The 19224-nt window shown below is 31.1% G+C and carries 10 protein-coding genes and 1 tRNA gene; 7 read left to right on the plus strand and 4 right to left on the minus strand.

Annotated elements, in window-relative coordinates; genetic code table 11:
- Positions 1 to 31: 31 nt before the first annotated feature.
- Positions 32 to 3109: a DUF2723 domain-containing protein gene (locus tag H0I29_RS08235; protein ID WP_218755055.1), complete on the minus strand. Its 3078-nt coding sequence runs from the start codon at positions 3107 to 3109 to the stop codon at positions 32 to 34.
- A 171-nt stretch (positions 3110 to 3280) separates the two neighbouring features.
- Between H0I29_RS08235 and H0I29_RS08240 the strand changes: the two genes are divergently transcribed.
- Positions 3281 to 3352 (plus strand) — tRNA-Gln (locus H0I29_RS08240).
- Between the two features lie 86 nt (positions 3353 to 3438).
- Here the strand turns inward: H0I29_RS08240 and H0I29_RS08245 are convergent.
- On the minus strand, positions 3439 to 4077 hold the full coding sequence (locus H0I29_RS08245) for a carbohydrate-binding family 9-like protein (protein WP_218755056.1): 639 nt from the start codon (positions 4075 to 4077) through the stop codon (positions 3439 to 3441).
- 315 nt (positions 4078 to 4392) lie between these two features.
- Here H0I29_RS08245 and H0I29_RS08250 point away from each other — a divergent pair, with 315 nt between their 5' ends.
- From H0I29_RS08250 to H0I29_RS08275, 6 genes are all read left to right on the plus strand, one after another.
- Complete coding sequence (locus H0I29_RS08250; protein ID WP_218755057.1) at positions 4393 to 4791, plus strand: VOC family protein; 399 nt, start codon at positions 4393 to 4395, stop codon at positions 4789 to 4791.
- 201 nt (positions 4792 to 4992) lie between these two features.
- The gene (locus H0I29_RS08255; RefSeq protein ID WP_218755058.1) at positions 4993 to 6483 is read left to right on the plus strand and encodes a helix-turn-helix domain-containing protein; all 1491 of its coding nucleotides are present in this window, start codon (positions 4993 to 4995) and stop codon (positions 6481 to 6483) included.
- A gap of 572 nt (positions 6484 to 7055) precedes the next feature.
- Positions 7056 to 8567: a helix-turn-helix domain-containing protein gene (locus H0I29_RS08260; protein WP_218755059.1), complete on the plus strand. Its 1512-nt coding sequence runs from the start codon at positions 7056 to 7058 to the stop codon at positions 8565 to 8567.
- 565 nt (positions 8568 to 9132) lie between these two features.
- Complete coding sequence (locus H0I29_RS08265) at positions 9133 to 14481, plus strand: T9SS type A sorting domain-containing protein (RefSeq protein ID WP_218755060.1); 5349 nt, start codon at positions 9133 to 9135, stop codon at positions 14479 to 14481.
- Between the two features lie 174 nt (positions 14482 to 14655).
- The gene (locus H0I29_RS08270) at positions 14656 to 14991 is read left to right on the plus strand and encodes a hypothetical protein (RefSeq protein ID WP_218755061.1); all 336 of its coding nucleotides are present in this window, start codon (positions 14656 to 14658) and stop codon (positions 14989 to 14991) included.
- A gap of 19 nt (positions 14992 to 15010) precedes the next feature.
- The gene (locus tag H0I29_RS08275; RefSeq protein ID WP_218755062.1) at positions 15011 to 16519 is read left to right on the plus strand and encodes an OmpA family protein; all 1509 of its coding nucleotides are present in this window, start codon (positions 15011 to 15013) and stop codon (positions 16517 to 16519) included.
- 385 nt (positions 16520 to 16904) lie between these two features.
- Here H0I29_RS08275 and thrC read toward each other — a convergent pair whose 3' ends face one another.
- Together thrC and H0I29_RS08285 are read right to left on the minus strand one after the other, a co-directional pair.
- Positions 16905 to 18188, minus strand: coding sequence for a threonine synthase (gene thrC / locus H0I29_RS08280; RefSeq protein WP_218732338.1), 1284 nt, complete (start codon positions 18186 to 18188; stop codon positions 16905 to 16907).
- A gap of 91 nt (positions 18189 to 18279) precedes the next feature.
- A complete protein-coding gene (locus tag H0I29_RS08285; RefSeq protein ID WP_218755063.1) occupies positions 18280 to 19209 on the minus strand; it encodes a homoserine kinase in 930 nt (309 codons plus the stop codon).
- Positions 19210 to 19224: the final 15 nt, after the last annotated feature.

Genomic DNA, 19224 nt, shown 5'->3' on the forward strand with positions numbered 1-19224 from the left:
TCTGGGGAAATAACTTTTCATTTAAAAGGTGTTATTCTTCATCTGGCATTAGATGATCAAATAGTTTTACAATACTTATAAATTCATTTTGTAATGCTTCTAAATATTCTTTATCTACTTCGCCTTGTTCTACTTGTGTAATAATGTTTCTGTACATGTAAAGCGTCGTGTCTATGTCGTCAAAAACCAATTCAGTATCTTCCATAGAGAAAGTACTTAGCCAAATTAATTTTTCTTTAAATAAATCAATCAATGTTCTAGCAGTTTCTCTAGCTTTTTTACTGTCTTTTAGATTGTAATAAGCTTCTGGGTATCCCATAGATAAACTATAATGGTCAAAGTCTTTAATAGGCATTTTATCTAATGATAAATCTAAAATTTCTAATGCTTTTGCTGTGTCTCCTTCTTTTGCGAAAGCTTCAGATAAACGCAATAAGCTATTACGCATAGAAATTGAATTTCTTTTGGTTTGTTCGTCTAAATAAATTTTACCATCGTTAATATTTCTCCAATCCCATTTCTGAACATTGGTGTACATTTTTTCGGTGTCTATTCTACCCATATCAAACAAGCTCTTGTTGGCCATAGGGGTTTTAATAGGTACTAACTTGTAAGCCAAACCATCTAACTGTAGGTAGTCTTTTAGCCAAAGGTACTCTTCTGCAGCATTTGCGCCACCTGTAAAGTAAATTGGTCTTTCCCAATTGTTATTGGCAAGAATATCTAACATTAAAATTCTGTTCTTAAACAAAGCTCTATCATCAATAGTAATGTCTATGTATGGTAAAATTTTATCAGCATCTTTTTGTGCTACAATTCCGCTTTTTAAGACCGCTTCTTTATTAACAGGAAGTCTAATTTTATTAGTCGGATAAAACTTTTCTTTCTGCCCATTTTCTGTTTCTACATAAGTTGCATCACTATCTGAAGCAATCCAACGCATAAAGTTTTTAATAGTCATTACAGAGTCTTTAAAACGCGGGTGATCCATAGAATAAGCAACATCTAAAGTTCCGTATTTGTATTGATCGTGTTCTAATTGAGACGGAATAGGAGCAGCCTTATAGGTAGCTCTTTTCATTTGGTCTATGTACCAATCTGTAGCAAAAAGTGAAGTGTTTACAAGTTTTACATCTGTTCTAAAGTCTTCTACCTCTTGCATGTACCAAAGTGGAAATGTATCATTGTCTCCAATGGTAAACATAATGGCGTTTTCGTCACAACTTTGTAAATATGCCTTCGCGTTTAAGTGTGTTGTGTATCTGTTAGAACGATCATGATCATCCCAGTTTTGAGAAGCCATTAAAGTTGGTACTGCTAATAGAGAAACCAAAGAAACTGCAATGGCAATTGTTTTTTTATTACCAAAATTCTTTAAGTATTCATAGAGTGCAAGTACACCAAAGCCAATCCAAATGGCAAAAATGTAGAAACTTCCTACAACGGCATAGTCTCTTTCTCTAGGTTCAAATGGTTTAGGGTTTGTGTAAAATATAATAGCAAATCCTGTAAACGCAAAGAATAAGAAGAGTGTAAAGAAGTTTTCTTTATCCCATTTAATTTGATATAATAAACCAATAATACCTAAAATTAACGGTAAAAAGTAGTATTTGTTTCTTCCTTTGTTTTCTAAGGTTTGAGAAGGTAGATCCTTTTGTGAACCTAATCTCATTTCGTCTAATGCATTAATTCCACTAATCCAATTTCCGTTAAAAATATCTAAGTTTCCTTGTATATCATTTTGCCTTCCAACAAAATTCCACATAAAATAACGTCCGTACATGTAGCCAAACTGATAGCTCATCATAAACTTTACATTCTCTGCAAAAGTAGGTCTACGTTTACTGTTTTGCGGAATGCCAGCAATAGATTTGTACATTTTTTCTGAAGCAGGGTTTACCATTCTTGGTATAAAACCTTTGTGCTTGTCAGACCAGTTTGGTACAACTCCTTCGTAGTTATTTACAATCTCGTATTTACCATTTAATTTTTCATATTTTGGCTTATCATCTTTGTAAGGATTCTTGGCGTCTTGCTCTCTGTCGTAAGAATTTGAGTAATACGTGTCATAAAAAACATTAGCATCACCATATTGTTCACGATCATAATACGCTAATAATTCACGTGCACTAGAAGGATTATTTTCGTTAATTGTGGTGTTTGCGTTTGCTCTAATTGGTAACATCATCCAAGAAGAGAACCCAATCATAATAAATAATACAGAAAGGATTAAGGTGTTTGTGTGAATTTTATTTTTCTTACGAGTGTAGTTTAATCCTAAGTAAAATAATACAATTAAAATAATTGCAGCAATAATACTTCCAGAATTATAAGGCATTCCTATAGAATTGATAAAAAATAACTCTGAAGCACTAAAGAATTTTAATGTAAACGGAAATAAGAATTTAAAGACAAACATTAACGCTAAAACAGAAATTACGGTTGCAATAGCAGTTGTTTTTATGTTGATGTTTTTGTACATCTTAAAGAAATATAACATTACAATAGCCGGAATAACCAACAAAGAAAGAATATGTACTCCAAATGATAATCCTACCACAAAACTGATTAAAATTAACCATTTGTTTCCTCTAGCTGTGTGTAGTTCGCTTTCCCACTTTAAACCTAACCAGAATAATAAAGCCATTAAAAAAGATGACATTGCGTATACTTCTCCTTCTACGGCACTAAACCAAAAACTATCTGAAAAAGTGTATGCTAAAGCTCCTACTACAGAACTTCCTAAAATTGCTATGTATTTACCTTCTGAACCTTCACCATTTTTTAAAGCAAGTTTTAGAGCTAAATTAGATATAGTCCAAAACATAAATAAAATGGTGAATGCACTTGCTAATGCAGACATAAAGTTTACCATTTTAGCAATATGTGTAATATCTGTAGTAAACATTGCAAAAAATGCACCTAACATTTGAAATAAAGGCGCTCCCGGTGGATGTCCAACTTCTAATTTAACGGATGTAGAAATGTACTCTCCACAATCCCAGGCACTCACAGTTGGTTCTAGTGTAAGGTAGTATGTAATTAAAGCAATTACAAATGTTGCCCATCCTAAGATGATGTCCCATTTTTTAAAGTTTGCTGATGTCATAGTCGTTTTAATAATGTGTGGCGAATTTACTAATAAATATGAATTAAATTAGTTTGGGATTGGTATTATAACTGATAATTTCATCTTAAATGTTTGTTAAATGTAAAAAAAAATAAAAAAATGTTTGCAGATTCTAAATAAAGGTTTAAATTTGCACCCGCATTACAGTATTGGCCTATGGTGTAATTGGTAACACACCGGTTTTTGGTACCGACATTCAAGGTTCGAGTCCTTGTAGGCCAACTGCAAACCCTTTTAATCATTTGATTAAAAGGGTTTTTTATTTTTAGCTTTTTTTTTGTGTTGGTAATTGTGTCGGTTTTGTAAGATTACTTATCAAGCAATAATACGCCAAATGAGGTTGGTGTATGAAAATCAGGAGTTTCTGTGTTTGGGTTTATCCAAGTAATCCAAGTAGGTTTAAATGTATTGTCTTCTTGTTGGTTGTATTTTGCTCTATAAATTCCTGTTTCTATAGCTCCATTTTTTAACAAGTTTAGATCTTTTAAAGATTGAAGTGAAATTTCAATTTCTACAATAAAGTTATTTTTGTTTACTGACGTTTTAACTGCTATTTCTTGTGTGGGCCAATTCCAATTAAAATCGAATTCTCTATTTGGACGAGCTTTAAAATCCATAATTCTACCTGTAGTATCTATTTCTAAACAGTAATATGGGGCTAAAGAAGTATTACTTCTAAAAAATAATTCTACTCTATCAGAATCATTTATGCTTTTATTTTTATCACCAGAAGGATGTATGTGTGTCTGATGATCTTCTACTTTAAATTGGAAGAATATTTTTTCTGAAGTATGAAGGGCTCTCAATTCTATTTTCTTTACAGGTTTGTCATTCCAAGGAGATGTAAAATTGGTTAAAGAATCTGCTTTTTTCCAAATTGGATTATTGCCATCTGCTGAAATATTTATTTCTGTATCTTTTATTAATTTTACGTTGTAGCTATTCATTTGTAATTTTATGTTATCAAATTTATTTTCTTCCAATACGGGAATACTACCTTTTCTAGCAGATGTAATCACGGTTTGTCAAAAGATGATGTATTACATCCAAAGTTACTATTTAAATTTCTTTTATAGTTTGTGAGTAGACGAAGTATTAAATGTTGTTGTTCTTTTGATATTTGTGTCTCTTTTTTTAGTCTTTTAGTTTCAAGTTTATTAAACAGATAGCGTTAATATAAATATCATCTAAGTTAAAAGGGATTCTACATAAATTTTATTTTTGTATTGAAATAGAATATTAATCTTTAAAAATATATAAAAATGAAAGTACAATCATATTTAGCATTTAATGGAAATTGTCAAGAAGCATTAAATTTTTATGGAGAATTATTTAACGCAAAAATAGAAAACAAGACAACTTACGAAGATAAAAAAATAGATGTTCCTTCTTCGTATAGAAAAAAGTTACAGCATGCAGAGTTAAAAGGTAAGGGTGTGGGTTTTATGGCTTATGATGCTGCTCCCGATACGCCAATAAATTCAGGGAATCAGGTTCATATGAGTGTTGATTTTAATGACAAACATGAGGCTGAGTCAGTTTTTAATGATTTATCTAAAAATGGAATTACGCATACCGGATTCGGAGAAAAGGAATGGGGTTTTTATGGAAGGTGTACAGATGAATTTGGTATAAATTGGATGGTAAATTCCAAGAAATAAGAAATTTAGAAACAAAAAAGGATAGCAAATTAATGTTATCCTTTTTTTGTTTTTACCCTTTGTTTTAAGATGTTTTGTGTTTCAAATTAAATAATTATTTTACCTTTATACTTTAAAATGAAAAATGTATCCTATTGATTAGTTTTATTACTTGCTTGTAGTCATTTTTAGAGAAACTAAAATTAAAAATTTTCAGTATAAATGCGTTTTTTACTTCTATTCTTAATTCCTTTTTCTGTTTTTTCTCAAATAGAGAATCAGTCTAAAAAATTTGACTCTATCTTTTATCAGGTTGCTGTAAATATTTCTTCTGCAAATCCTGTTAAAGCAATTCACCTAGCAGATTCCCTTTCTTTATATTCTGCCAATAAACAGCAAAAAATTAAATCGCTAATGCTTATTGCAGATATTTTAGCAAAACAAGAAAAAAGAGGAGAAGCGATTATTAAGGCGTTGGAGGTTTTAGAGATAGCGAAAGATGCAAAAGAATATGTTTTACTCGCTAGAAATTATGGTTTTTTGGCTACACAATATAGAATGATTGGCTTTTTAGATAAAGGGAAAAGTTTTTTGAATGAAGGAATAAAAGTTAGTAGCCTTTTTTCTGATAAAAAACAAGTAGTCAGTTATATTGCTATGTGCAATCAAGAATTAGCTGAGTTTGCATTAGAAGAAAAAGATTATAAAAAAACGATAGAATACCTACAGTTAGCAATGCTTACGTTTGAAAAAGAAGAAGATGCACAGACTAGATGTTTTGTATTGGCTAATGCAGAAGAAATGTTAGGACGTTCTTATTTGTTTTTAGGTGATGTTGATAAGGCTATATCTCATTTTTCTAAGTCCAATTTTTTTATAAATGAAGCGGGAGCAGGTAATACCATATGGGCCTCTTTAATATATCAAAGTTTAGGAAATGCATTTTTAGAATCTAAGAATTTAGATAGTGCTGGTGTTTATTTAAAGAGGTCGCTTTCTATTTCAAAAAATAGTAATCATGGTTCTTTAAAACAACGTGTATTTAAAAGTGTGTCTGAGTATTACTCTCAAATTAAAGAAATAGATAGTTTTACGTTGTATAATACTAAATATAATACTCAGTTAGCTAAAAATACAGCAGAAAAAAGATTGATGATAAATAGTGCTTACAATTCACTACAAGAGCGCCCAGGTAAAAAAAAATCTAACGGTACAATAATGTATGTAGTAGTGTTTATAGTATTGTTTTCTGCTTTTGGTTTTTACTTTATCAGAAAAAAAACAAGTACTACTAGACAGAAGGATCCTGTTGATGTTGGTAGTAAATCATCAGATTTCACCATTTCTCGAAAGACAGAGAATTACCTTGAAGCCAAATTAAAAGAATTTGAGGAGTCGGATGAGTTTTTAGATAAGAATATGTCTTTACCTAAATTATTAGGCTTGTTAAATATCAATTCTAAATATTTTAGAAGGTATCTTAAGGATAAAAAAAATACAGATTATACTAATTATATTAATGAGTTAAGAATACAGTATATTAAAGAGAAATTAAAAACAGATAAAGAGTACTTAAATTATAAAATTAGTTATTTAGCTGAAGAGTGTGGTTTTTCTTCTCACAGTAAATTTTCTGCAAGTTTTAAAAGCGTTCTTGGTATCAGTCCTTCAAAATTCATTAATAAGCTTAAAGAAGATGAGGTTTCATCTTAAAAAAGGTACTTCATTTAATCTTGGTGCAAGCTTATTCCTTTATGTATTTTAGTTATATATATTGCTTATTCTTTTCTAATTTTTATAGTCTTTTTTTACCCTAAAATTAGAGCGTTAAAACAGTTTAAATTCATTAATTCTTAAAAGGTGTAAAGTTGTTTTTTTTACGTAACAAACTCTTTTTTGATTGTGTTGTAATTGTTTTTTTAGTGGATAACTTATAGTTGCTTGTTTATAGGGTGTTTGCACACTGTCTGTTTTACGGAAAACAGACAGTGGATAGCTTTTTAATAGAAAGATCCTATTATACTTTTGTGAAAAGTTCTTTTTCAAATAGTAATTAAATATTAATACCTTTTTCTTCCCCTAAATATTTAATTAAAAAAACATGTATTGTTTAGGTTCTTAAATATCGTTAATGTTGTTTTTGAACGATAACTATCTAGAAATTTATAATTATTATATTTTAAAAATTTTAGGATGTATAAAACTATTTAACTAGATTGATAATAAAGAATAAAAGTACAGAAAATGAAATTTTTTTGTGCACCAATTTAACCTTGATTTAAAGAATGATTTTTAAAAAAAAAATTAACCTATTATTTTTTTTTCCTTTTTTGCTTTCAACTTCTGTTTTTTCTCAAACAGAGAATCAATCTAAAAAATTTGACTCTATCTATTACCATATTGCTGTAAATATTTCTTCCGCAAATCCTGTTAAAGCAATTCACTTAGCAGATTCCCTTTCTCTATATTCTGTCAACAAATATCAAAAAATTAAATCATTAATGCTTGTTGCTGATATTTTAGCAAAACAAGAAAAAAGAGGAGAAGCAATTGTTAAGGCGTTGGAAGTTTTAGAAATAGCGAAAGAAGCAAAAGAATATGTCCTATTAGCTAGAAATTATGGTTTTTTAGCTACGCAGTATCGGATGATTGGTTTTTTAGATAAGGGGAAAAGTTTTTTAAATGAAGGGATAAAAGTTAGTCGCCTTTTTTCTGATAAAAAACAAGTGGTCAATTATATTGCTATGTGTAATCAAGAGCTCGCGGAATTTGCGTTAGAGGAAAAGGATTATAAAAAAACGATAGAATACTTACAGTTGGCAATGCTTACGTTTGAAAAAGAAGAGAATGCACAGACAAAATGTTTTGTAATGGCTAATGCAGAAGAAATGTTAGGGCGTTCTTATTTGTTTTTAGGTGACGTTGATCAGGCTATATCTCATTTTTCTAAGGCCAACTTTTTTATAAATGATGCCGGAGCAGGCAATACGATATGGGCGTCTTTAATTTATCAAAGTTTAGGTAATGCTTTTTTAGAATCTAAGAATTTAGATAGTGCTGGTGTTTATTTAAAGAGATCTCTTTCTATTTCTAAAGATAGTAATCATGGTTCTTTAAAACAGCGTGTATTTAGAAGTGTGTCTGAGTATTATTATCAAATTAAAGAAATTGATAGTTTTACTATTTATAATTCTAAATATAACACTCAGTTAGCTAAAAATACAGCAGAAAAAAGATTGATGATAAATAGTGCTTATAATTCGTTAAATGAGCGTTCAGATAAAAAATCATCTAACAATAAAATCTACGTTATAATACTTATGGTGTTACTTTCTGCTTTCGGATTTTATTTTATCAGAAGAAAAAGAAGTATTACTAAAGAAGAGGATTCTGTTGAAGTTAGTAATAAATCATCAGATTTTACAATTTCTCAAAAGACAGAGGATTACCTTGAAACCAAATTAAAAGAGTTTGAAGAATCTGATCTGTTTTTAGATAAGAATATGTCTTTACCTAAATTGTTGGGCTTGTTAAATATCAATTCTAAATATTTTAGAAGGTTTCTTAAGAATAACAAAAACACAGATTACAATAATTATATTATTAGGTTGAGAATATATTACATTAAAGAAAAACTAATAACGGATAAAGAGTACTTGAATTATAAAATTAGTTATTTAGCGGAAGAGTGTGGTTTTTCTTCTCATAGTAAGTTCTCTGCAAGTTTTAAAAGTGTTCTTGGTGTCAGTCCTTCAGAATTTATTCATAATCTTAAAGATGATACTATTTCATCTTAAAAAAGTGTTTCAATTAATCTAGTTACACAAGTTGTTTTTATGCTAATTTTAGATAGAAGCAATTTTTCTGGTTTGCTTTGGTTTTTAGAATTCTTAATCGTCATTTATTGTGCTATTTTTTCTTTTAAATAATGGTTAGCTATTTAGTTATTGCTACGTTATTTAATTTGTCTTTTTAATCTTAGAAAAGATTCAAGTCTTCATTTTTTTATAAATAAAATAGCGATTAATAGTGCTGTAGTTAATTTCTAACTACAAATAGGTAATTACTTGTTTATTAATTGTTTGTATGGTGTCCGTTTTACGGAAAACAGCTATTCTGTAGGTTTGTAACAAGCATATGGTGCTATACTTTTGCGGAAAGTTTTTTTTAGAAGTAATTAAAAACAAAAATTTATTACCCCTTCAGCCCCATGGTATTTATGCAAGCAAACGAAGTGTTGTTTCATTTTAAAATGCTATAGGGGTTGTTTGGAGTGGAAATCAGAATAAAAACACAAGAACAGAAAAATCGCAATTTCATTTTGTGATCTAAATTTTACTATTGAATTAAAGAATAAGTTTTATGAAAAATAATTACGCAATACTTTTTTTTACGTTTTTAATAGCTTTTACCTTTTCACAAGGAGCCTATGCACAATGTAGTAGTTGTGATGCCGCTAATACTAATAGTAATAACCCTAATTTTATAGCAAATGAAGCTAGGTGTTTTACTACAGGTACTAGAACAATTTCTTCAGATATTACATTTGAAGGTGGTGGTTCTATATGTGTCGCTGCAGGTGCTACATTAAATTTAGGGGCTAATAATTATTCTGCATCTGGTTCAGGTACTTTTACAATATACGTAGAAGGTACATTAAATGTTCAGCAAAACCCAACTTGGGCAGGTAATATGGATATTACCATTGCCAATGGAGGAACCATGACCACCAATACATTAACCTTAAATGGTGGTGTAATGAATATAACCAATAATGGTACCTTTAACCCAGCAACATTACAATTTAATAATTCTAGTGCAGTAATTACCATTGAGAATAATGGAAATATAACCGTTGCTAATAATTTTAATATAGGTAATGGAACTGCACAATTTGTAAATTCTGGAAATCTTACTATAACGGGTAATTATAATTCAAATAGTGAATCTATATATATTAATTGTGGAATATATAATGGGAAATTTAATTTAAATGATGGAGGAGAGGTAATAAATACAGGAACCTTTACTACTGGTCAAATTGATTATGGAGGTGGAAAATCTAAAGTTAGCAACTACGGTACTTTTAATATTACAGGAAGTGTTAATTTAGGTAATGGTGGTATATTTTATAACCAAGGAGAGGTTTTGCTAACTAGTTCAGGAAATTTTACTTCTTTTGGAAGTCTTGTAGGGCCTTCAGATTCTAGTCTTCAAGGGTATTTTGAATGGGAAAATAATAATCAAGGAAACCTTGGGAATAGTACAATTGGGCCGAATTTAAATTTTACGGATCCAGTTGAAGGTGCAAGTACCGATCAAAGCAATATGTTTCAAAATTTTAATGGATCAATAGATTCTAGTGTTACTTTTGGAGGGGTAGCTCCAACAATAAATGCAATGAATTGTCCAGATGCAGATGGAGGTGTCACGTATTCTGGTACTATTTTTAATGACACGAGTGATAATGATACTGTAGATGGTACGGGTGTGGGGGCGCCTGTTACCACACAGTTATATCTAAATGTAGTTGATGAAACTAATAATGTAATTGGTGTTGCTACTGTAGAAAGTGATGCTACGTACACAATAACTCTAGGTGATGCTTTAGTAGATTATACGTTTCAATTAAGTACAAACCAAGGAACAATAGGTAGTACGGCTCCTGCAATTGCTTTACCAAGCGGTTGGGGATACAGAAATGAAGGTTTTGGTCCAGATGCAAGTAGTGATGGTGTTGCTAATGGAAGTTTATTTGTACCTAGTTTAAGTTCTGGTTCGCTAGATTTTGGTATTAAAGAAACTGTAGGCCCTTGTAATGATCCGGCTGGAGTAGACACTGATGGTGACGGAATAAATGATATTTGTGATTTAGATGATGATAATGACGGTGTTTTAGACATAGATGAAGATGGATGTGCTACTGAAAGTAAAGTAGATGTAGACGTGATATATTCTGAAGATTTTGGTACAGGTAATACGAGAACAAGTGATTCTAATGTTTCAAATCATGTTTATAAATCATCAGGTTCAATTGGAGATGGGTATTATGCAGTAGTATCATCAAATACTCCAGGTTTGAATCAACATTATAATAGAACAGATTTAATTGGACATATAGATGCAAATTTTGATGGACTAAATGGTCCTGCTGGTGGTTCAACTAATGGAAGGTACTTAGCTATTAATATGGATGGGAAGGGAAATTCTAATTATAACGGTCCAAGTGATTATATTTTTGAATTTTATAGAATAGACGGGTTAACAACTCAAGTAGGTGCCGATTATAGATTTAGAGTAGATTTAGCAGGGTTGTGTAATGGATGTAAAGATGTTCCTGAGTTTACTTTGCAAATCCAAGATGCTGGTGGTACTGTTTTAGCAACTACTAGCTCTGAAGATATTGGTGTAGCTAACGATGACATATGGAGACGTGTCACTCTTGATTTTACTGCAACTACAACAAGTGTTAGTATAGTACTTATAAATTCCCAACCTGAGGGTAAAGGTGGAAATGATGTTGGCGTTGATAATATTGTTTTAGCTTCAATTGGATGTGATACCGATTTAGACGGTATTCCTAACCGTTTAGACTTAGATTCAGATAATGATGGTATTCCAGATGTAACAGAAGCAGGAGGAACAGATGCCAACAATGACGGAAGAGCGGATGATGATAATGATAATGCAGATAATACAGGTTCAAACGGTATTCCAACTTCAGCAGGTACAGGTACTATTGTACCAACTAGCACAGATGGTGATGGTATTTCAGATTACTTAGACTTAGATTCTGATAACGATGGTATACCAGACAATATAGAAGCACAAACTACAACAGGTTATGTGGCTCCTTCAGGAAAAGATACTGATAACGATGGTTTAGATGATGCTTACGATCCAGATTGTACCGGATCAAACTGTTCTGGGGTTACCGGAGTTCTTATTGTACCGGTAGATACAGATGGCGATGATACAGCAGATTATTTAGATTTAGATTCAGATAATGATGACGTTTTTGATGTTATTGAATCTGGTAGTGGATTGGCGAATGATGGTGATGGAGTTGTTACAGGTGATGTAGACAGTAACGGATTGGTAGATGAAGCAGAAACCGGTGATACAGATCAAGGGTATAGTGATGTAAATGGAGAATATGACAATACACAAACAGATAATTTTACAGATAAAGATGAAGATGTACTTACTATTGGAGATGTAGATTATAGGGATACAGAACTTAATGGAACTCCAATGATTACACAAGTATATCAATTTGGAGCAGAAAGATGGATTGAGATTACCAATATTGGCGATTACGACATTTCTGCAAATTCTATTAAAGTGCAATTTTATAAGAATTTAACAGGAGATCAAACGGGTGTTGTTCCAGATGCTACTTATACAGTTGGTATCATATTGGAAGCAGGTAAATCGGTTTTATTTAAAAATTCTAATAATTCTATTATTAATAGTACAGAAATAGCATCAGATGCAACATCTGTAGAGGATAATAACTTAACTGATTTCTCTAGAGGAGATGATATGATTACGTTGTCAACAACAGAAGACGCTACCTCGTACGCTAATAGATATGATGTTATTGCATCTTTTTCAGACAATGCCTCTTATGTAAGAATAGATGAAACCTTAATGCCTAATAAAGACTATGAAGCTGATGAATGGGTGATTTTTATAGATGATGCAATTGAATCCTATTCTAATCCATCCGATACAGACCCAAATAATGAACGTCATGCACATGCACCTTTAATTTCTGAGATTAAAAATGCAAATACAGAAGCAAATATTAGATTAGGCTTACATAGAATTAAATTAACTGATAGAATTACTAAGTCAGGTACAAGTGTTTGGTCTAATGGATATCCTGATAGATCTAGAAATGTAAAGGTTTCAGAAGATTATAATCACAATGATAATGTCTTAAATAAATTAAGTGCAAGAAAGTTAGAGGTAAGAAACGGAAGTACACTTAGTGTTACGGATAATTTATTAGTAGTTACTAATAACATAGTAATAGCAACGGCTAATGATGAAATTAGATTAATTAGTTCTGATGATACTAACCTAGCTCAGTTAATACAAACGCATACAACTGCGTCTCAAGTAACAGGTGATGGTAAATTGTTGGTAGACCAAAACTCTACAATACCAAGTAGATACAGATATAACTATTTAAGTTCTCCTGTAAATACTATCGGAGTTACAACCTACTCTATAGAAGATGTTTTAAAAGACGGAACAACACCATTAAGTGCTACTTCTGCGATTACAGACATTACTTTTGTAGCTGGTTATGATGGAGATTATACAAAATCTCCTATAGAAATTGCAGATTACTGGATTTATAATTACACAGCATCTTCAGATGGAAGATCGAATTGGAACCACATGTATAAATCTGGGGATATCAAACAAACAGATGGATTTATCTTTAAAGGACCAGGGAGTTTAAATCAGAGTACAAATGGGCAAAACTATACGTTTGTAGGTACGCCAAAAGACGGTACTTTAAAAACTACTATTGGTACAGGAGAATCTTATTTGTTAGGAAATCCGTATGCATCTGCTATAAGTGTTAAAAAGTTTATAGAAGATAATTTAGACACAAGTACTGGTAGTTTATATTTCTGGGAGCATGAACAAAGTGTTTTAGGGGATAACGATATTAGAGGTCATTATTATGGTGGTTATATTGGAGGTTATGGAGTAAGAAACCTATCTATGGGAACTGCGGCTAATAATGTATCGATAAACGCTGATGACCCTAACGATGGTGCTCCGAGTTTAGGGAGTGGTTCTTATACAGCGCCAGAAGCTTTTATTGCTATCGGCCAAGGATTCTTTATAGAAGGAGATGATGCGGCCTCTATAGGTGTAGATAATATTAAATTTAACAATAGCCAAAGAGAGTATATACAAGAAGGTACAAATTCTCATTTCTTTAAAAGTGAAAACAAGGAATCTAGTGCCAAAACAACAACTTATCAAAATACGTTACCTATTATTAAATTAGGAATGGATTATGTTAATGATGATAATTTAGGACTGCATAGACAATTAGGTATTTCTTTTAAAAATAACAATTCATTTGAGTTTGATAAAGGATATGATACCGGAATTTTTGATATCGGAACTACGGATCTTTATTGGAAGTTTCCAGGTGATGATAGTAAATATGTAATTGCTGGTGTAGAAAGTATTTCTGATGATTTAGAAGTGCCTTTAGAATTGCTAATGTCTAAAAACGGAGAAGTAACGTTTGGTATAGATGAATGGAATGCAATTAATAAAAATGTTTATATAATAGATAAATTAACCAATACCTCTTATAATATTACAGATGGAAAAGTTACTGTAGCCATAGAAAAAGGTATTTATTCAGATCGTTTCGTACTTGCTTTTAGAGAGATTGGTGTGCTTGGTTTAGAAGGAAATGTTTGGTCCAATGGTCTTCATATTTATTCGGATAATAAGAACCATAGTATTGTAATTTCTAAAAATCTAGACTTAAACCTTCACAAAGTAGAATTGTTTGATATTCTAGGTAAAAAAGTAAGCTTTTGGAATATTAATGAACAGAAAACGTCTTACCAATTAGAGATTGAAAAGCAAATTCCAACAGGTATTTACATCGTAAAAATAAACACGGATAATGGTATCATAAATAAGAAAGTTGTAGTAGAATAAAAAAGTAGAGATAGTTTTTCTAAAAATACAAAAAACGAATAGAAATAAGGCTATAATAGAAAAGATTAATTAGAGAGGTTTTAAGTAAGTTTCTCCTTTTAATTGTAATTTTTAGTTCAATCCCCATAGAACTAAACTCTTTTCTATTTAGCCTTTTTAAAAAAAGAAGAATATATGATTTTTTTACAAGTACCACCACCAATGGGACCACCACCACCTCCAGGACTTCCTATTGATTCAGGGGTAATTATATTACTAAGTATAGCTGTTATTTATGGAATACTACTTATTAGGGCAAAATCCAGTAAGTACCATTCAAAAAATTGCCCTATTTGTAATTCAAAAAAAATTAATCGTTTACACAAAGGTTATTTTTATAAAGGAATACCTATTCTTACTAAAAGATATGCGTGTAATGAATGTAAAAATGTATTTGTAGTACTGCTGTTTTCTAAAGTAAAGCGTAAGGTTGTTTTTACAATTCAAAATAATAACAAAGTTAATTTTTAACTGATATAAAACAACATTGATGAGAAGTTTTTTATATATTCTATTTAGTGCTTTTATTATTACACAATCCTTCGGTCAATCTACCGAAAAAAACATCATAAACACAGACAGTACCGAAGTAAAAGGTAAGGACATTATTAAAGACAATAACACCTGGGCAATTGGTGGTGGGTTTAGTAATTTTATCATGCATGGAGATCTACGTTCTATAAGCGTTGCTGATGATTCTAATTATTGGAATTTCGGTGGTTATATTTATGTAGATAAAATGTTCAACCCAATCTTAGGTTTAGAGCTTAAAGCTACATATACTAAAATGTCTGGAGGAGTACAATCATTCTCAAACGGATATTCTCTTAGATATGTACCAAATAATGTTATTAGTGATGCTGATTTTCGCTTTGAAGGTAGATCTTACGGTGCTGAGTTAAATTTAATCGTAAGTTTTACAAATATGTTTAAAAGAGAGTCTACTAAATGGCATGCTGCTGGATATTTTGGAGTTGGATATCATCAATATGATTCTGCTCTTTATAAAACGGATCCAACAGGAGCAACTCCAGATGAACTTTTAGTTGACTTTGGTTACAACCGTGATAGAAATAGTGTAAATGAAGCAAGTTCTATCTTTTTATCTGCACAACTAGGGGTAAAAAGAAAAATAAGTAGAAGATTAGATCTAGAATTTAGAACAGGTATGTACTTTAATAATGAAGATCATTTAGACGCAGCTGTTTCTGATAAACAAACTTGGGAAAGCTTTTTTGTGACTAGTTTAGGAGTTGTTTTTAAATTAGGAAAGAAAAAAGAATACATTATATGGGCTGCTGAAGAAGCTCCTGGAGCACAATTTAAAATTGTTGACACAGATAACGATGGTGTAATGGATGAATTAGATGTAGAGCCAAACACTCCAAAAGGTGCAATGGTATATGGTAACGGTCAGGCTGTAGATACAGACGGAGATGGTTTACCAGATTACAAAGATAAATGTCCTTTAGAATATGGACCACTATCAAATGAAGGTTGTCCTTTAAATATAGATACAGACGGAGACGGTGTAATGGATGCAAAAGATTTATGTCCTAATACTCCAGGTCCAGTAGAAAACAGAGGTTGTCCTAAACAAGAAGCAGTAGCTCCTGTTAACATTACACAACAAATTGGATTGTTAGCTACTAGTATTTACTTTGATACCAATAAAGATGTAATTAAGTTAGTGTCTTATAGTACTATTGATGAAATCGTAGGACTAATGAAACAAGTACCAGATGTAAGATTTGTTATTGAAGGTCATACAGATGATAGAAATAGTGATAGATACAACTTATATTTATCTCAAAGAAGAGCAGAAAGTGTAAGAAAATACATGATCAAACAAGGTATTGCTAACGAAAGATTAGAACCTAAAGGTTATGGTGAATCTAGACCTAAATTCTCTAACGAGAATGCTGGAGGTAGACAATTAAATAGAAGGGTTGAAATTAAACCAATAAATGCGACAGTACCAGTAAAAAGAATTGATTGAAATAGATGAAAACTAAATGTTGTATCTAGTGAAAAAGGTAGTGTTAAAAAAGATTTTATTAAATGCTACCTTTATTTTGAAAGTGAGTAGGTGTTTTAGTAACAAAATTAATTAAATTATAAATTTAATGATGATAAGCTTAATAACTCCTAAAAGTGAAGTTTCTGGGAATTTTGGAATTATATTATTTTTTGTAATCATGTTAACTATATTGTTACTGTTTCGGAAAATATATGACAAAAACAAATAAAAAGGCAATATTAAATAAGAAATCTAGCGTTGTGTACTAAAATTACTTAAAAGGATTTAGAACGTATTTAAAATAAAAACTCCTAACAATTTAAATTGTTAGGAGTTTTTATTTTTATAAAAGGAACTTATTTGATTATTTCATCAAATAAGCCTTTAAATCTTCATAGCTAGAAGCTTTTATAGCAACTTTAGTATTGTTGATTACTTTTTTAATTTGTGCTGGTATTTCTACTTTAACGGGTAAGGTTTCTTCTACAACATCTAAAAACTTTACTGGATGAGCTGTTTCTAAGAAAACACCAAATTCGTTTTCTTTTAATCCATGTTTTTTTAATCCTAAATAACCAACGGCTCCATGAGGATCTGCAACATAACCAGAGTTTGAATAAATTTCTTTCATAGTAGCACGCGTTTCATCATCAGAAAAACTATACGAAGAAAAAGCACTTTTAAGAGCTTCTAAATCATTATTGAATAATTCTTGTATTCTGATAAAGTTACTTGGGTTACCAACGTCCATAGCGTTAGAGATGGTTGCTTTAGATGGTTTTGGTTTGTAAATTCCGTCTACTAAATAATTAGGTACGGTATCATTTACGTTTGTAGAAGCTACAAAGTGTTTGATAGGTAAACCTAATTTTTGAGCCATAATTCCTGCACAGATGTTTCCGAAGTTTCCGCTTGGTACAGAAAAGATTAAATCTTTGTGTTTTTTGTGTAATTCTTTATAAGCAAAGAAAAAGTAAAACATTTGTGGTAACCAACGTGCAACGTTTATAGAATTTGCTGAGGTTAATGTTTTTGTAATTTCTTCATCTAAAAAAGCAGTTTTTACCATTTCTTGACAATCATCAAAAACTCCATCAACTTCTAAAGCAGTAATATTCTGACCAAGAGTTGTTAATTGTTTTTCTTGAATGTCACTTACTTTTCCTGAAGGATATAAAATAACAACGTTTACGCCTTTTGCGCCTAAAAATCCGTTTGCAACTGCACCACCAGTATCTCCAGAAGTTGCTACTAAAACAGTAACTTCATCGTCATTATCTTTATTAAAATACTCTAAACATTGTGCCATAAATTTTGCGCCAACGTCTTTAAAAGCCATGGTTGGACCATGAAACAATTCTAAAGAAGCAATATTATCATCCACTTTTACCAAGGGAAAATCGAAAGAAACCGTTTTTGCAACAATGTCTTTTAATTTTTCAGCAGGAATTTCATCTCCTACAAACTGTTTAATTACTTCATAAGCAATTTCATGATTCGAATAATCAGAAATGTTTTCGATAAAATCTTTTGAAAGCTGTTGAATATTATCAGGAAAATAAATTCCTCTATCTTTTGCTAAGCCTTCTACAACTGCGTTTTTAAATGTTGATTTTGGCGATTTATGGTGTAAACTGTAGTAGTTCATTTTTTGTTGATTATTAGTCATTGCGAGAGGAACGAAGCAATCTGTTTGCTATAAAGAGATTACTTTTGTCATTTTCCCTTCGTAATGACGATTAATTTTGTTTTAATATTTTCATTCCTTCATGATTCACTTTAGAAATAAACATTTCAAAGGCGATTCCTGTGTTTTTATAGCTTTCTTCGATGCTTTTGTAAACCTTATTGGCAATTTCATCACCTTTACAAAGCGCGAAAATTGTGGGGCCGGAACCACTAATTCCTGCACCTAAAGCACCTGCTTTTATGGCTGCATTTTTAACATCGTCAAAATGTGGAATTAATTTTTTACGATGAGGTTCTATAATAATATCTACTAAAGAATTACTAATTAGTTCGTAATTTTCAGAATATAATCCGCTAATTAAACCACCAACATTTGCCCATTGTGTAACTGCATCTTTTAAAGCAATTTCTGTTGGTAAAACTTCTCTAGCATCTTTTGTCTTTACTTCTACCTGCGGATGAATTGCAACAACTCTTAATTCGCTAGGAACCGGTAATTTTATAATTTCTAAAGGATTGTAGCTTCTTACTAAAACAAAACCTCCATAAATTGCAGCCGAAACATTGTCGGCAATTGGAGTTCCGCAAGCTACTTCTTCACCAAACATGGCAAATTTTGTCAATTCTAAATCCGAATAAATATTACCTAATAATTGATTTGCGCCAAAAGCAGCGCCAGCAGCACTAGCGGCAGAACTTCCTAAGCCACTTCCTGGAGAAAAACCTTTGTGAATTGTTAATTCGATTCCAAAATCTGCATTTGCTTCATTCAGTATTTTTTTAACAACGGCACTTGCGGCATTTTCATCAACATTGTATGTTAAATTAGCGCCTGTAATATTTGTTATTTTAACGCCTTTTGCAGTTGTTTTTGTAAAGGTCATTTCATCTCCAATTGCATCAACGGCAAAACCTAGAGAATCGAATCCGCAAGAAACATTAGCAACAGTAGCGGGAGCAAAAATTTTTAAATAATCCATTTGTTTAAGTCTTCA

The sequence above is a fragment of the Polaribacter sp. R2A056_3_33 genome, assembly GCF_019278485.1.
Taxonomy (GTDB): Bacteria; Bacteroidota; Bacteroidia; order Flavobacteriales; family Flavobacteriaceae; genus Polaribacter.

Coding starts and splice junctions, on each gene's coding strand:
- H0I29_RS08235 (WP_218755055.1), bottom strand. CDS start 3,109: ATGACATCAGCAAACTTTAAAAAATGGGACATCATCTTAGGATGGGCA.
- H0I29_RS08245 (WP_218755056.1), bottom strand. CDS start 4,077: ATGAATAGCTACAACGTAAAATTAATAAAAGATACAGAAATAAATATT.
- H0I29_RS08250 (WP_218755057.1), top strand. CDS start 4,393: ATGAAAGTACAATCATATTTAGCATTTAATGGAAATTGTCAAGAAGCA.
- H0I29_RS08255 (WP_218755058.1), top strand. CDS start 4,993: ATGCGTTTTTTACTTCTATTCTTAATTCCTTTTTCTGTTTTTTCTCAA.
- H0I29_RS08260 (WP_218755059.1), top strand. CDS start 7,056: ATGATTTTTAAAAAAAAAATTAACCTATTATTTTTTTTTCCTTTTTTG.
- H0I29_RS08265 (WP_218755060.1), top strand. CDS start 9,133: ATGAAAAATAATTACGCAATACTTTTTTTTACGTTTTTAATAGCTTTT.
- H0I29_RS08270 (WP_218755061.1), top strand. CDS start 14,656: ATGATTTTTTTACAAGTACCACCACCAATGGGACCACCACCACCTCCA.
- H0I29_RS08275 (WP_218755062.1), top strand. CDS start 15,011: ATGAGAAGTTTTTTATATATTCTATTTAGTGCTTTTATTATTACACAA.
- thrC (WP_218732338.1), bottom strand. CDS start 18,188: ATGAACTACTACAGTTTACACCATAAATCGCCAAAATCAACATTTAAA.
- H0I29_RS08285 (WP_218755063.1), bottom strand. CDS start 19,209: ATGGATTATTTAAAAATTTTTGCTCCCGCTACTGTTGCTAATGTTTCT.